Raw genomic sequence first — 14,644 nt, 5'->3', positions numbered from 1 at the left:
GTCTATGGAAGCCATTTTGAGCTATTGGTACAGGTTTTTCTCTGAATCAGACTATGCCACCATATTGATTTTAACCTTCCTCGCCGTTTCGTCTTTCGCAGTGGCCATCGCGGGCATCTTTCTGCGTAAAGATGTTCTCGCACCGAGGCTTTCAAAGCTACTGAACAAAGAGACCATGGGCAGCAGTGCTCTTCCGGCGCTGTTTCAAAACGAATCACTTGGGTTTATGGCAAAGGTGGCGAACCCCCTGCATAAAATCGCGGCTCCCGGCGAAGAAGGGGCAAGGAAAAAACTTCGCCACAAACTACTTCAGGCAGGTTTCCGCTCGAAGCAGGCGTACAGAAACTACCTGGCCGCCAAGGTCTTCTGTGGCCTCATTCTCCCGGCAGGCTACCTGCTGAACGCGATGTTTTACTCCATCAACATCAAAGCCTTTAACATCTGCCTGATCCTTGCATTCCTTGGTTTTTTTATTCCGAATATCATACTGCTGCAATTGCTTCAGAAAAGGCAGATGCGGATCACCAGGGCCTTCCCCGATGCGCTGGACCTGATGGTGGTGTGCGTCGAAGCCGGCTTGGGCCTGGACATGATTTTCAAACGAGTAGGAAATGAGATAAGATCGCTCTGCAAGGACCTGAGCGATGAATACTACCTGACCAACCTCGAAGTTCGAGCCGGGATTCCCCGGGACGAAAGCCTTAAAAACATGGCCATCCGAACCGGGGTGCCTGAAATTGCCAACCTGATCACCATTTTAATCCAAACCAACAAGCTGGGAACCAGCCTTGCCAGAACGCTCCGGGTACATGCCGATTCGATGCGCACCAAGCGGCGCCAACTCGCCGAAGAGAGAGCCGCCAAAACCCCGGTCAAGCTGGTTTTCCCCCTTGTTTGCTTTATTTTCCCCGCGATGTTTGTCGTGCTTGTCGGGCCGGCCGCCATCCGAATTGCGAAGGTGCTGCTTCCGACCTTGTCCGGGCAATGATCGTCTTCAGGAGATATTCAATGACAACAAGAACCTTCACTGTGAGCTGGACCTTCTTTCTTCGATGTCTTTTGATCTTGGTGATCCTCCCTGCCCTGCTCTGCTCCTGCACCACCAGCGTCGTTAAGCGCAGCTCCTTTGATGCAACAGCTATCGACAGGGCACCTGCAACTGACAACAGCGCTAATACTGAAGACCAGCTAAAAAATCTCTCCTCGGAGGAACTGCGTGATAAAGGCAAGGTTCATCTTGCGCAAGGGAATCTGCCCCTGGCTAAAATTCATTTTCTGCTTTCGGTAAAAAAAGCCCCGGAAGAGTTACCTGCCTACATAGACCTGGCAAAAACGATGGAACTAGAAGGCCACCCCAGGCAGGCAGAGGATATTTACTCTTTTGTTTTATCGAAAGAGTCGAATAATATCCCTGCTCTTCTCGGCCAGGGGCGTCTGCAAAGAAACCAGGGAGCCACTGCAAATGCCCTGGAAACCTTCAAGAAAGCCAATCTCTCTGATTCATCAAATGTTGAAGTCATGACCGAATTGGCCATCACCTATGACATTTTGGGCAAGGAACCCCTCGCCGAAATGCTTTACCTTACCGTCATAGGCCTTCGTCCGGAAAATGCGGCGGCATATAACAACCTTGGTTTCAACTTTCTGCTCCAAAAAAAATATTCCAAGGCAATTTCAAATTTCCACATCGCCATGATCAAGGATCCAAAAAATAAAACTTATCAAACGAACCTGGCTACAGCATATGCCTTAATCGGGCAAGAGAACAAGGCCCTGGTAATTTTCGAACGCGCCATGGACCCCCCCGCCGCATATAACAACCTGGGCTATATCTACATGACTCAAGGCATGACCAGAGAAGCGAAAGAGGCCCTTCAACACGCCCTCGACCTCAACCCGATATATTACGCAAGGGCACAGGAAAACCTTAAACAGCTTACCAGGAGCCAAGTTGATACAACCGAATAGTGTGTTTTATTATTGTGTTGATTCCAAAAAAGATCCCCCTGCTACAAAATTGAGGCAGGGGGATCTTTTATATGGAGGTGCAGCGTCTATCCACTGATAAAACGACTGACAGGGCGAGCCCCGACTGTTCTCAATTTTTAAAACTCAGCTTTTTGAGAGCCTTACCTTCAAAGCAACAGCCTCTCCCTGTACAAGTTTCACCTCTTTCCCCTGGTGGGTAATCGTCAGCTCTTTCCCTTTGCGGAGCAGGTAAACGGCTTCGTCCCTGTTGACCACCACTTCGAGTTCCTGGCCGCGGATTTCCAGGGCGAACCGGAGCGACTGCACCCGATCAGGCAGGCGGGGGTCGAAGCTGAGCTTGCCGCCGTAGTCCCTCATCCCGCCGAATCCGTAGACCGCGGTCATCCAGGTTCCGCCCATCGAGGCGATATGGCAGCCGTCCTTGACATTGCCGCCGATATCCGCCAGGTCCATCAGCACGGCGTAGCGCGAATATTTGACCGCCTGTTCCATCTGCCCGACCTCGGCGGCGATGATGCTCTGGATGCAGGCCGACAGCGACGAATCCCCCGTGGTCAATGGATCGTAATAATTGAAGTTGCGTTTTTTCTGCTCTTCTGAAAACTCGTTGCCGAGCAGAAACATGGCCAGCACGATGTCTGCCTGCTTGATCACCTGGTGCCGGTAGATAACCAGCGGATGGTGATAGAGCAGCAGGGGGAATTTGTCTCTGGGGGTTTGTTTCAGGTCCCAGACTTCACGGTCGAGAAAATTATCGTCCTGCGGATGAATGCCGAGGCGCTCGTCGAAGGGGATATACATAAGGTCGGCAGCCTGCCGCCATTCGTCGATTTCTTCAGGCCGCAGGCCGGTGCGGTAGGCCAGGGGCTCGTAATGGTCGGGAAAAGCGTCCCGCATGGTGGCGACGGTTTCGGCGGCAAACTTCAGGTTCATCCGCGCCATCAGGTTGGTGTAGGTGTTGTTGTTGACGACCGTGGTGTATTCGTCGGGCCCGGTCACCCCGTGGATGCAGAACTTGCCGCCGTTGCGCTCCGAATAGAACCCGAGGTCGGCCCACAGGCGGGCGGTTTCGACCAGCATTTCGGCCCCCTCGTTATAGAGCAGGGAATTGTCGCCGGTGACCTCCACGTACTTCTTCAGCGCGTACATGATATCGGCGTTGATATGGTACTGGGCGGTTCCGGCGGCATAATAGGCCGAGGCCTCTTCGCCGTTGATGGTTCGCCAGGGGAACAGGGCGCCTTTCTGATTCACCTCTCGGGCCCGCTGCCGGGCCTGTTCGAGCATGCTGTGGCGAAAGAGCAGCAGGTTGCGGGCAACCCGCGGCGCCGTATAGATGAGAAAGGGCAGCACGTAAATCTCGGTATCCCAGAAATAATGCCCCTGGTAGGTCTGGCCGGTGAGCCCCTTGGCCGGAATCCCCGTCCCCTCGGCCCGGCCGCTGGCCTGGAGAATCTGAAACAGGTTCCAGCGCAGGGCCTGCTGAATTTCCCCACGCGGACGGGGGGAGTCGGAAGCCAGCCCCTTGACCTGCACGTCGCAGCGGTCCCAGAACTGGTCCATGAACCGGCGCTGCCCCTCCAGCAGCTTGGGAAATCCCTGCTGCACTGCCCTTCCCAGGGTTCGTTCGACACGACTGCACAACTCATCCGGGGTCGCTTCGGCCGAGGTGTGATAGGAAAAATATTTCACCAGCTGGATCGGTTTTTTCGCCAACGCATCGACAGAGACGATCACCTCGCCGCGATCTTCGCCGCACTCGATCTGCAGGGTGTACGGGCACAGCGTATCGACAATATGCTCCATCCCGCAGCCGAGAGTCATCCCGCTGCTGCGGGTCCGGTAGCCGAGCAGCACGCGGTTGTCGGCAACATAATGGGACTCCGGCAGCAGCACCCGTTCATGAAAACCGGGCCCCTGGCGGGGGTCGCCATGACTGACCTGGTTGGTCTGGTTGCCGCGAATCTGCGACGAGATCACCACTGACGCATCGGCGTTGAGCACCGTCACCTGGTATGAAATCGCCGCCAGGTGCCGGTATTCGTAGGAAACCAGGCGCCGCGATTCGATCAGAACCTGCTTGCCCAGGGGGGTTTCCCAGAGCACCTCGCGATCGAGCGTGCCGGCCTTCATGTCGAGGGTGCGCTCAAAGAGCAGCAGCTTGGCCGTTGCCAGCGAAAAGAGCTCATCGTCGACATACAAGTGGATCAGCTTGCCTTCAGGGAGGTTAAGCATGGTCTGCCCGGTTTTGGCGAAACCGAACGCCTGCTCCCCGTAAATGATCGGCCAGGTTTCGTGAAAGCCGTTGACGAAGGTTCCGGACTGAACCAGCGGGGCCCCTTCTTCAAAGTTGCCGCGCAGCCCCAGGTAGCCGTTGCCGATGGAAAAAATGGTCTCGGTCTGGGCCTGGAACCGCGGGTAAAAACTGCGCTCGATGATTTTCCAGCCTTCGACCGGGTAAATATGCGGAGGCGGGTTCAGTGTTTCGTGTCTGATCATAAAAAATTCACCCCGACGAAAATAACAGAAGCTTCAGTTCAAGCCACCAGGTCACCCAGGTCGGCCACCACCAGGTCGGCGCCATGGCGCAGCAACCCATCGGCGTCACCGTGCCGATCAACGCCAATCACCAGCGCAAAGCCTCCGGCGCGACCGGCCTGCACCCCCGAGATGGCGTCCTCGACGACGACGGCACGTGAGGGATCGACCCCCAGCAACTCGGCCGCCTTGATGAAGGTGTCCGGCGCCGGCTTGCCGGCGAGGTGCAGCTGTTCGGCCACCTCCCCGTCGACCACGTACTCGAACAGGTCGCGAATCCCGACCGATTCAAGCACCTGCTTGCAATTCTTGCTGGCCGAAACGACCGCCGTGCGAATGCCCTGGTCAAGCAGCCACTTGACCACGGTGATGCTGCCGGCAAAGACCTCGATCCCCCCCTTGTCAAGCCGCTCTTTGACCATCGCATCCTTCCGGTTGCCTAGTCCGCAGACCGTCACGAGATGAGCGCCATCGGCAGGCGATCCATTGGGAAGTTCGATGCCGCGTGAAAGCAAGAAACCGCGAACCCCGTCGTAACGCAGCTTGCCGTCGACAAAAGACTTGTAGTCCCTGTCGATATCGAAAGGGACAAACGGCGAACCGGTCTCGTCGGCCCGTCGCTGCAAAAAATCATCGAACATTGCTTTCCAGCAGGTCGAATGGATGGCGGCCGTTGAGGTCAAAACGCCGTCAAGGTCGAATAGAACCGCATCAAAGCGGTCGGGACGAATGAGCTTCGCCAACTCTGGCATGGCTGATCTCCTGGTCCGGATTTACATGAGAAAGACAGATGAGACTAAAGAATACTCTGTCTGGCAAGGATTTGCCACCCCCACTGCGGTTGACAGAAGAAAATCTGTTACAATGTCAACCATTAACCACCACCAACGGAGGCACATCATGATGATTCCAGTGGTCACGAAAAACGGCAGCGAGCAGAGAGTTTTTCCAAAAGTTCTGGATGAAATGCTCGGCTCAGGCCAGGTGATGTTCTTCAAACGGACCGGTGGGTGGGTCGTCGTGGGGCGCGACCAGACCCGCAGGAAAGGAAGGACCACGCACGAAGGCAGGGAGCGACGGGGGCAATTGCCCGAAGGGATGCTGTGCTGAGCAAGCCGGATCGACACAGACCGGTATCTTAACGGATTGAACCACAAAAAAAGGGTTAGGCCGAAACGGCCTAACCCTTTGATTTTTATGGTGGGCGTTACTGGGATTGAACCAGTGACCCCTGCCGTGTGAAGGCAGTGCTCTCCCGCTGAGCTAAACGCCCTTCTGAGGCTGAGATTTATACCAATTTGACAGTCGACTGTCAACGGCTATTTGCTACGAAAGGCCGGCGGCAATCGTGCTGCAGTGAGGCATCCGGCTACGACTCGATCCCCCTGCGGGCTGCTTGACCGGCATTGTAATAGTGCTTGATCTCGCGCATTTCGGTGACCAGGTCGGCCATCTCGATGATATCGGGATGGACGTTGCGACCGGTCATCACCAGTTCGGTATGGAGAGCCTTGTCGCGAATCAGCATTTTCACCTCTTCGAGGGGGATCAGCCCGTAATCGACGACACAGTTCATCTCGTCGAGCACCACCAGGTCGTAATCGCCCGAGGTAACCAGGGCCCTGGCCCGCGCAAAAGCCTCCCGAGCCATTTCGAGGTCTTGCGGGTCGGGTTCGCGGGCAACGAAAGCCTTGCGGCCCACCTGTTCGATGGTGATGTTTGACCCCAGGCGCCGTGCGGCTTCGAGTTCGCCGTACACCGTCTGCCCCTTCATGAACTGCATGACATAAACCCTGAAATCGTGGCCGGCCGCGCGAAAGGCCAACCCCAGCGATGCCGTGGTCTTGCCCTTGCCGTTGCCGGTATATATCTGGACCAGGCCTTTCTTCAGGCCCCTGACCTGTTCGGTAGCCATATTCATTTCCTCTCTCTGAATCGGGCCCGGTGAATCAGACGCACAATCAACCACAAGCCGTTATTTTCAGCTGAATCTCAACCGGTCAAAATATAGAATGGCAGCATCCAACTGTCAAGAAACATGAAGAAAAACGGGTCGGAACAAATGTCCCGACCCGTCCGCATTCCGCTTACATACTTACCTGATTACCTACTTGCGGGAACCCTGAATGCCGATGCAGACCGTCTCGAAGGGGATATCCTTGCCGCTGGCCGCCAGCGCCTGGCGGGCGATGGCCACCAGGCCGGAGCAGCAGGGAACCTCCATGTGAATCACGGTCAGGCTGCGGACGCTTCTGCCCTGCAGCATGGCGGTCAGTTTCTGCAGGTACGCCTGGCCGTCATCAAGCTTGGGACAACCGATCAGCAGGGCCTTGTCCTTGAGAAAGTCCTTGTGGAAATCGGCATAGGCAAAGGGGGCGCAGTCGGCCGCCAGCAGCAGGTCGGCATCATCGAGAAAGGGGGCGGTCGGCGGCACCAGATGCATCTGCACCGGCCACTGGCGCAGCTGCGACTGGCGGGTGCCGGTCGCTTCTGCTGCGGCCTCGGGCTTATGGTCAAAGCTCATCGTCCGCGCCGAAGGGCAACCGCCGCCGTGGCCGTGATGGGCCGGCTTCGGCGCTTCGAAGCTGCGGACCTGGGCCGAAGGGCAGCCGCCGTGCCCCGGCGCCGCTGCAGCCGGCGCATGGGCCTTGCCGAGGTGCTGTTCGACCGCGGCTTCATCGAACTCATCGGCCGCACGCTTCTCGATGGTGATGGCATCCATCGGGCAGTGGCCGAGGCAGGCCCCGAGGCCGTCGCAGAGGTTGTCGGCAAGCAGCTTCGCCTTGCCGTTGATGATCTGGATCGCGCCCTCAGCGCAGCCGGGAACGCAGTCACCGCAGCCGTTGCACTTGTCTTCGTCGATTTTCACAATTTCTCTGATCATGATATTGCTCCTGTATATGGGGTTATCGGTAAATTCCGTGTTCTGCATGGTGCCAATCTAACCGATTTCCCCATCATCATCTTTGACCGGGATCAAGCTTTGGGCAAAATCAGAAGAAATAATGCCAGAGCAGATCGAGACGCCCGCGCATAATCAGGTATTTACCCGAAAAACGCATGATCTGCCGCACCTTTTCCCGGTGCCCCGGTCGATAGCAGTGCACGTCGCAATGCTTGCACACCGGCTTGGGCTCGAGCGGACAGCGCAGCCGACGACTGATGGCGTAGGATAAAAACTCCCTGCACTCAGCGCACAACGGATAGTTCTTCAAGCCGGGCCCGGCCGAACCGGCTTCGTCCTCGCCCAGCGGAGCCTTTTCCCCCGCGTGATGAACCCGGCAGTAAACCGAGGTGAACCGGGCCAGCACACCGAGGTCCTTGAGTTCTGCGCGGGTCAATGGGGAGGGCGTTCTATTCGTCTCAGTCATGTTTTTCATTATACACCTGTCCCAGATTAAAAAACAGATCAGCGCACCCGTTCCAAAATCAGGCCCTTCTGCTCAGAGTAAGCCGCCTCATCCAGCGCCCCGCGCTCAAATTTCTTTTTCAGGATCAGCAATTCGCCCTCAGCCGCCGCCAGCGGATCATCCTCAGCGTTTGTCTGGACCGTTGCCGCCCCGCGCTGTCGCAGGCGGCTGGCCTCGCTGCGGATATCCACCAGGTCCATCTTCAGCTCGGCGTTGCCATACCAGTGGGCATAGGCGGGATTCTGGTGAAAGGTGCCCTTGACCATTTTGGCATAATCGAATTTCTTCATCTTGAAAAAGAGCCGCTCGACATGGGAAATGTCCTCGTAAAGCATCTGCGGACCGGTGACCAGCTGGTTCCCCGCCAGCGGATGCGGCGGACGGTCTTCCGGCATCGGTTCGAGCAGGTTGCGGTCGGCCAGGTCGTGGATGATCGCCTCGGCCTCCTTGAGCAGCTCCCGCCCCTGGGTGCGCACCGCATCCGCACGCGCAAGTTCGGCCCGCGCGAACGCCGGGGCATGGCACTCGGCGCAGACTGTCACCATCTGCTTGCGGCTCTGCCCGCGCTGCGCCTCGGGATAGAGCATGCCGCCGGGAGTTGCGGTCAAACCGCCGGAAACGTTGTGGGTGCCGGATGGCATGTGGCAGCGCTGGCAGGTCGGCGCAAAGGCGTCGCCGGAAGACTGATACAGCGTGCCATGCACCGAGGTCTGCCACATCTCCCATTGCGGATGATCCGGCCCCATGTGACAGCTGGCGCAGACGCCGGGATCGCGCACGATGGCCAGGTCGGTCTGGTGATTGGTGTGACAGGAGGCGCAGGAATTCTGCACCTGGTGGCAGCGGTTGCAGCCGACCTCGCGCATCTCGTCGGTCTGCTTGAGAAAGCGGGCGCAATGCACCGTCGAAACCGGCAGGGTGCTCTGCTCCTGATGACAGAAGCCGCAGGCCTCGGGATCGGCTTGAGCCTGGTTGCGGGTACACCCCCAGCCGGAATGAAGACCGATGCCGTGCCGGCTGGCGGCATGCTCGCGCAGCGCCTGCTCATGGCAGGCCCCGCAGACATCGGCGTCAACCTTTGCCGCGCCCTGTTCGATCCGCTCATGGTCATTGCCGTGACAATCGGCACAGCCGATGCCCGCTGCGGCATGACCACTGGCCTGCCACTGGGCCACGGCACCGGGGGTGCGGTCACGGTGGCAGGCAACACAGGCATCGTCGGCCGCCTGGGCGGACGCCAGCGACGGAAACAGGATCAGCGCTAATATCGAAAACAGCATTCGTTGCGTCATGGAGCCACCCTTCTCTTCTGTTTTTCAAATTCCTGCGGCGAAATCAGACCCGCCGCCCGCCAGTTTCGCAAGCGCAAAAGCGGATCGGAGACAGCAACCGCATCAGCAAAAACAAGCCCGGACAACCGCTGCAGCCTGTCGTTTCGGATAAAGTAAAAACTGCCGTCAGCGGCAAAGGCTGCGGCCTCAACCTGCGCCAGGCGCAACAGCTCGCGGCCGTCCTCAAAGAGGGCACCGCCGGTCCAGACGAATCGAGACCGCGCCGCGATAATGCCGGCGGCATCGCTCTTAAAAGCCAACGGCCGCGATTGCCCGCTCCACAGGTCCAGCTCCCGCAGCGCCCCTTCGCCGTCGTCGTAAACCAGCTGGTCGCCATTGCCAAAGAAACGTCCGCCGATGGACGATACGTTCACCCGCGCCAGAACCCGCTCGCTTCCCGACTCAAGGTGGCGGGCCACCAGTTCGCAATAAGGATCCGCAGCCGGCGGGTCATGCAGACGCGCAAAGTGGATCTCGTCCCCCCAGGGTGAAAAATCGACCCATTGCGAGCGCGCAAGGATGGAACCAAAGCGGGCCAGGCTGACCGGTTCCACCGTGGCGGCACCGAGCGCGACAACCGCCGGAGCCGACTTGCCATCCCAGCGAACCAGCCGGACCTCGCGGTGCTCACCAAAGCGGTAAGCGCGAACCACATCGACAACCGCGACAACCTGGCCGTCACTAGCAAACCTCAGGCCGCGCACGGCGCCGTCAATCACCTGCTCCTGCTGAGCCCTGCGCTGCGGCGAGTAGAGCACCAGGCGCACCTGCCCTGCCCCTTCGGCAAAAGCGGCGGCCAGCTGCCGCCCATCGGCGCTCCAGGCCAGCGCCAGCGGAGTTCTCGCATCCAGCCAGAGCTGCTCTCCCGTAACGCCATCGGTCACCTTCAGGCCGGCCATCGTCCGGGCGATTTGGGCTCCTGCCGGGCTGATGGCAAATACCGCCGAATCGACCGTCGCTAGCGGCGTGCTTTCGAGACCGGCCGAAAGAACCGTCGCCGCCGGCTGCTGCGCGCAATTGGTCAGCAGTGAGAAGAGCAAAAGCAACAGGGTACGAAACAAATTGCATTGCCACACCAGCGCAAGTTTCCGTCGCATAAATACCTCGTTGTAAAATATGTTGACGAAAGGATAGCGAAGAAAATCGCAGCGGGCCTTGACTGAAATCAATTCAGCAAAGAAAAAGGCCCCTGCATAGCAGAGGCCTTTTTAGTCGAATTCACAAGCAGTTGCTGGCTATTCTTTAAAGCTGAACGAGAGGTCTTCCAGGCGATCCCGATCGAGAAAATCGATCACCTTGCCGCGCACCTCGATGATCTCGTCATCGGCCAGCTTGCGAAAGGTACGGGACAGGGTCTCGCTGACGGTACCGAGATTGGAGGCGAGCTGCGACTTCGATATCGGCAGCTCGATCCGGTCGGCTTCGTCACCGGCCAAATCCAGCAGGTAGCGGGCCAGGCGCGCCGGGACATCCTTAAAGGTCAACTCTTCGATCTGGGTGGCAAACTGGCGCAGAAACCGGGACAGACCGGCAATCATATTGATGGCCATCTGCGAATGCTCGTGCAGCAGCGAAAGAAACTCCCGCTTCGGAAAGAAGACCAGGCGCGAGGCCTCAAGGGGCTGGGCATAGGCCGGATACATCCCGTTGCCGAAAATCGCCGCCTCGGCAAAAGTGCCGCCGGGATGAACGATGTGTAGAATCCGCTCCTTCCCTTCCGGGGAAAGCTTGTAGACCTTCACCTTGCCGGCAGCGACAATGTAAAAGCCCTCAGCCACTTCCCCTTCGGAAAAAAGCAACTCCCCCCTGGCCGACTCACGCATCTTGCCGATCCGGCAGAGATGCTCCAGGTCGGCGTCGGTCACGCCGGCAAACAGGGGACTTTTTTTAATCGCGATTCGAATATCCATGAGATGGGAGAATAGCAGAAGCGAATTCGGTATGACAAGCCGGAAAACAAGAAAACTAAAATAGGAGATTCTGACAAGGAAAAACTCAAGTCTCTATTGTGACGATAAATTTGGCTGTCAACCGAGGCAAAATGGTCCAACCGGATTCAGCGATGAGTAAATTATGCCTGAGGAATGTGTAAAGCACCCTCTTTTAGGGCCAGGGAAAAGTAGAGTTCTCCGCCTGCTGTTTCGCCGCTAAATATTCTTTCGGGGTCAATTTGCCCAGTGAGTCGTGGGGCCTGATTTCGTTATATTCGATAATCCCGTTGTCAGTGATTTCTCGAACCTCTGACAACTTGTGAAAAACATAGAAATCCAGAATCTCTTCTCGATAGGTTCGGTTGAAGCGTTCGACAAATGAATTCTGTGTCGGCTTTCCGGGCTTGATGAATTCAAGTTCGACATGGTTCTCTTCAGCCCAGGTGGCCAGCTTCAGGGAAATAAATTCTGGTCCGTTATCCATGCGCAGCTTTTCCGGATAACCTCGCCAGGCAACTATCCGCTCCAGGGTGCGGATAACACGCTCGGCGGGCAGGTTTAAATCGATATCAATCGCCAGTGCTTCGCGATTGAAGTCATCCAAAACGTTAAAAGTTCGAAACCGGCGCCCGCACCAAAGAGCATCGCTCATAAAATCGATCGACCAGCACTGGTTGATCTGAGCAGGAACCGACAAGGGTTCCGGGTTGCGGTTCGGTAGCCGCTTTTTGCCTTTGCGGCGGAAGTTCATTTTTAGATGGCAATAAACGCGATGCACACGCTTGTGGTTCCATCTGTGTCCGCGCCGACGGATAAGATCAAAGAGCTTGCTAAAGCCGTAGAGCGGATGTTTTTCGGATATTTTCTGCAGCAGATCGATCACGGGTTCATCTTTTTTAGGATTTGCCCGGTAAACATAAACCGACCGACTCAAAGAAAAGGCCCGGCACGCGGCTCGCTGGCTTAAGCGGTGTTTGACTCCCCTTGCTCCCCCTGCCGTAACAACTCAACAATCAAGCAGATATTACTTCCTTAGTGATGATCGCCACTACACTAAGGAGGCCACATGCTCAAAATCACCAGCACCACCGATCCCCGTCTCGCCCGCCTGCCACCAGCTATCCGCATCGTCGTCACCAATCAACTTCTTGCCCTGCGCTCCACCTGTCGCGGTGATCCCGATCCCGAGAAGGACGGCTTCGTCGGCTACGTGGAACCCCAGGACACGCCCCAGAGCGTGGAGTCAGCCATCGGCCTAAGCCTGTCGCAGATCGAGGGAGTCTTCCTGGATGGCGGCTGCATGGTCGGCGTCATCCTTTGGGGGAACTCCGGCGCCGGGGTGAGCCTCGTTTGCCCTCAATCTTTTGCCCATGCCCTGCAGGTAGCTCAGCAACTGCGGGAACACCTTCCCTCTAAGGAGAGCTCAGATGAAAGGTCCCTACAACCCTGAAGAATTACCTGGGCCGGAGGACGTTGCCGGCTACGGCAAGCGGAAAAAATCCCTTCCAGGGAAATACCCCGGCGAGAGCGTCTGCTGCACCGTCCATCCCTGGAGGAACTCGTTTCCGGCCAGAAAGGAAAAGGGATGAGGGAAAAAGCCGCCTTCCAGGCTCATATTGAATGGGGATACTCTTTGAAGGATATTGCTGCAGCCCTCGGTGTACACTACTCCACCGTGAGCCGCATGGTTCGGAGACGAGAGTCGCAAATGCATCATCGCAAGACCTGACCCCTATTTTTCTTCGCATCCATTTCAACGGGTGGGGTTAAAGGGTTCCCCTGCTGAGAATTGACGCGTAGAGGGACAAAAGGGCTCAACAGTTATCTATTCAGACCGATCGCCAATAAACGCTTGCCCCGCCTTGAAGGCAGGAGTACAACTACTGGCATACTTTCCCAGCCCCCTCCTTTACCCGGAAGCGGGCTGAACCTCCCCCAAGGATGACCCACATGATCGTTTGCCAACGCCCCTCCGGGCTGCGCCTGTTTTTCACATACCGCGGATCCATTCTCCAGCACATTAAAACCAAGCTTCTGGTCACCATACTGCTGGCCCTTGCGGTAACCCTGACCCACGGCACCCTCTTCCGGCTCAAAATCACCATGACTCCCGTCCCCTTCAGCCTTATCGGCATCGCCCTGGCCATTTTTCTCGGTTTTCGCAACAGCGCCAGTTACGACCGCTACTGGGAGGGGCGCAAACTCTGGGGGCAGCTGGTTATCACCAGTCGCAATCTGTGTCGCCAGGTTCTGACCTTCATCGACACCGACAATACACCCAGCAGTCCTTCGCCCCTGAAGAGACAGATGGTCTACAGGGTTATCGCCTTCACCCACGCCCTGCGGCATCATCTCAGGGATTCCTGCCCCAATAGCGACCTGGCCCCCTTGCTGCCGGCCGATGAATGGATGGCTGCAGATCGAGCCCGCAACAAACCCAAATTCCTCCTGGAGAATCTGGGTCACGACTTGCGCCGCTGCCTCGAAGAGAAGCGCACCCTTGCCTACTTCGCCGCCAGCCTCGACCAAAACCTCAACAGCCTGGGAGATATCCTCGGCGGTTGCGAGCGGATCAAGAACACCCCTATCCCTTTTTCCTACACGGTGCTCCTGCACCGCACGGCTTATCTCTACTGCTTTCTTCTCCCCTTTGGCCTCGTTGACAGCCTCGGCTTCATGACCCCCTTTGTCGTCGGCATTATCTCCTACACCTTCTTCGGGCTCGACGCTTTAGGCGACGAACTCGAACAACCGTTCGGCCTGTTTCCCAACGACCTGCCCCTTTCGGCGCTGAGCCTCACCATCGAAAGCGACCTGCGTGAGGCTCTTGGCGAATCCGACCTGCCTGAATCACCGCGCCCTGTGGAGCACTGCCTCCAGTAACTCGATCTTTGGTCACCACACCGTCTCTCTTAGTACGCCGGGTTCGGGAGTACGAGGGTCGAAAGTTCAAACCCTCTCGGCCTGATCATTTCTTTCTAATAGATTTCAAAAGTTTAGCCCCACTCCTAGTACAGGAAGTGGGGCTTTTCGTTTTGGCAGTTCGGGTCTCCGGTCCAGCGTCGATAATCCTTATTTCAATTGGGATCTCGATGCTGCCTCCGGTACCCGCATCTTCGGATGCAGATACGTTCCTTTCTTCTGGCGGTTCGATCGGTTAGGGCCAACCATTCCCCCGCTCACGAACAGGTTGAATGGCTCCGGGGCACATCCTGTGCGGAGGGGGCGTGGTGAGATGGAGTAAATTCGGTTCATTTCCCTTGCCGGATGTATGCGACCACCAAAAGTCTAGGACCTAGAGTAGGACCTAGAGGGGTCAGAGCTACACATTGCACAACCCTAACGCCTTAATAATCATGTCAACTTGCCTACCAAGCAATTCATCCCCTGCCGTCTTATCAACCAACCTGCGACTCGTCTGGGTGATACCCGATTCACTCAAATT

Annotated in this window: 14 protein-coding genes, 1 tRNA gene and 1 pseudogene; 6 read left to right on the top strand and 10 right to left on the bottom strand. The window is 57.1% G+C overall.

Annotated elements, in window-relative coordinates; genetic code table 11:
• Positions 1-4: 4 nt before the first annotated feature.
• Together ABYV89_RS01645 and ABYV89_RS01640 are read left to right on the top strand one after the other, a co-directional pair.
• Complete coding sequence (locus ABYV89_RS01645) at positions 5-988, top strand: type II secretion system F family protein (protein ID WP_432821177.1); 984 nt, start codon at positions 5-7, stop codon at positions 986-988.
• 20 nt (positions 989-1,008) lie between these two features.
• The gene (locus ABYV89_RS01640; protein ID WP_432821176.1) at positions 1,009-1,968 is read left to right on the top strand and encodes a tetratricopeptide repeat protein; all 960 of its coding nucleotides are present in this window, start codon (positions 1,009-1,011) and stop codon (positions 1,966-1,968) included.
• A gap of 144 nt (positions 1,969-2,112) precedes the next feature.
• Here ABYV89_RS01640 and ABYV89_RS01635 read toward each other — a convergent pair whose 3' ends face one another.
• Positions 2,113-4,488, bottom strand: coding sequence for a glycoside hydrolase family 65 protein (locus ABYV89_RS01635; RefSeq protein ID WP_432821175.1), 2,376 nt, complete (start codon positions 4,486-4,488; stop codon positions 2,113-2,115).
• Between the two features lie 38 nt (positions 4,489-4,526).
• Positions 4,527-5,279, bottom strand: coding sequence for an HAD family hydrolase (locus ABYV89_RS01630; protein WP_432821174.1), 753 nt, complete (start codon positions 5,277-5,279; stop codon positions 4,527-4,529).
• A gap of 148 nt (positions 5,280-5,427) precedes the next feature.
• Here ABYV89_RS01630 and ABYV89_RS01625 point away from each other — a divergent pair, with 148 nt between their 5' ends.
• Positions 5,428-5,637 carry a GSU3473 family protein gene (locus ABYV89_RS01625; protein WP_432821173.1) on the top strand — a complete coding sequence of 70 codons (210 nt, stop codon included), beginning with the start codon at positions 5,428-5,430 and terminating at the stop codon, positions 5,635-5,637.
• A gap of 88 nt (positions 5,638-5,725) precedes the next feature.
• On the opposite strand, the gene ABYV89_RS01620 is transcribed toward ABYV89_RS01625, so the two are convergent.
• The 8 genes and pseudogenes from ABYV89_RS01620 to ABYV89_RS01585 all read right to left on the bottom strand — a co-directional run.
• Positions 5,726-5,800: transfer RNA gene (locus ABYV89_RS01620), tRNA-Val, on the bottom strand.
• Positions 5,801-5,896: 96 nt separating this feature from the next.
• On the bottom strand, positions 5,897-6,442 hold the full coding sequence (gene cobO, locus ABYV89_RS01615) for a cob(I)yrinic acid a,c-diamide adenosyltransferase (protein WP_432821172.1): 546 nt from the start codon (positions 6,440-6,442) through the stop codon (positions 5,897-5,899).
• A gap of 192 nt (positions 6,443-6,634) precedes the next feature.
• Positions 6,635-7,411, bottom strand: coding sequence for an ATP-binding protein (locus tag ABYV89_RS01610; RefSeq protein WP_432821171.1), 777 nt, complete (start codon positions 7,409-7,411; stop codon positions 6,635-6,637).
• A gap of 109 nt (positions 7,412-7,520) precedes the next feature.
• On the bottom strand, positions 7,521-7,898 hold the full coding sequence (locus tag ABYV89_RS01605; protein ID WP_432821170.1) for a nitrous oxide-stimulated promoter family protein: 378 nt from the start codon (positions 7,896-7,898) through the stop codon (positions 7,521-7,523).
• A 38-nt stretch (positions 7,899-7,936) separates the two neighbouring features.
• A complete protein-coding gene (locus ABYV89_RS01600; RefSeq protein ID WP_432821169.1) occupies positions 7,937-9,229 on the bottom strand; it encodes a multiheme c-type cytochrome in 1,293 nt (430 codons plus the stop codon).
• Positions 9,226-10,365: a hypothetical protein gene (locus ABYV89_RS01595; protein ID WP_432821168.1), complete on the bottom strand. Its 1,140-nt coding sequence runs from the start codon at positions 10,363-10,365 to the stop codon at positions 9,226-9,228. The genes ABYV89_RS01600 and ABYV89_RS01595 overlap by 4 nt, the downstream gene beginning before the upstream one ends.
• 138 nt (positions 10,366-10,503) lie before the next feature.
• Positions 10,504-11,178, bottom strand: a complete 675-nt coding sequence (locus tag ABYV89_RS01590) for a Crp/Fnr family transcriptional regulator (protein WP_432821167.1) — start codon at positions 11,176-11,178, stop codon at positions 10,504-10,506.
• Between the two features lie 193 nt (positions 11,179-11,371).
• Positions 11,372-12,172: pseudogene (locus tag ABYV89_RS01585) on the bottom strand (IS3 family transposase); the annotation flags it as partial.
• A gap of 93 nt (positions 12,173-12,265) precedes the next feature.
• Between ABYV89_RS01585 and ABYV89_RS01580 the strand changes: the two are divergent.
• The 3 genes from ABYV89_RS01580 (at position 12,266) to ABYV89_RS01570 (ending at position 14,082) form a co-directional block, all read left to right on the top strand.
• Complete coding sequence (locus ABYV89_RS01580) at positions 12,266-12,649, top strand: hypothetical protein (RefSeq protein ID WP_432821166.1); 384 nt, start codon at positions 12,266-12,268, stop codon at positions 12,647-12,649.
• 135 nt (positions 12,650-12,784) lie between these two features.
• Positions 12,785-12,928, top strand: coding sequence for a helix-turn-helix domain-containing protein (locus ABYV89_RS01575; RefSeq protein ID WP_432821165.1), 144 nt, complete (start codon positions 12,785-12,787; stop codon positions 12,926-12,928).
• Positions 12,929-13,149: 221 nt separating this feature from the next.
• Positions 13,150-14,082, top strand: a complete 933-nt coding sequence (locus ABYV89_RS01570; protein ID WP_432821164.1) for a bestrophin family protein — start codon at positions 13,150-13,152, stop codon at positions 14,080-14,082.
• Positions 14,083-14,644 lie beyond the last annotated feature (562 nt).

It is taken from the genome of Trichloromonas sp., from assembly GCF_041583255.1.
Classification (GTDB): domain Bacteria; phylum Desulfobacterota; class Desulfuromonadia; order Desulfuromonadales; family Trichloromonadaceae; genus Trichloromonas.
This window is presented reverse-complemented; position numbering and strand designations above follow the sequence as displayed.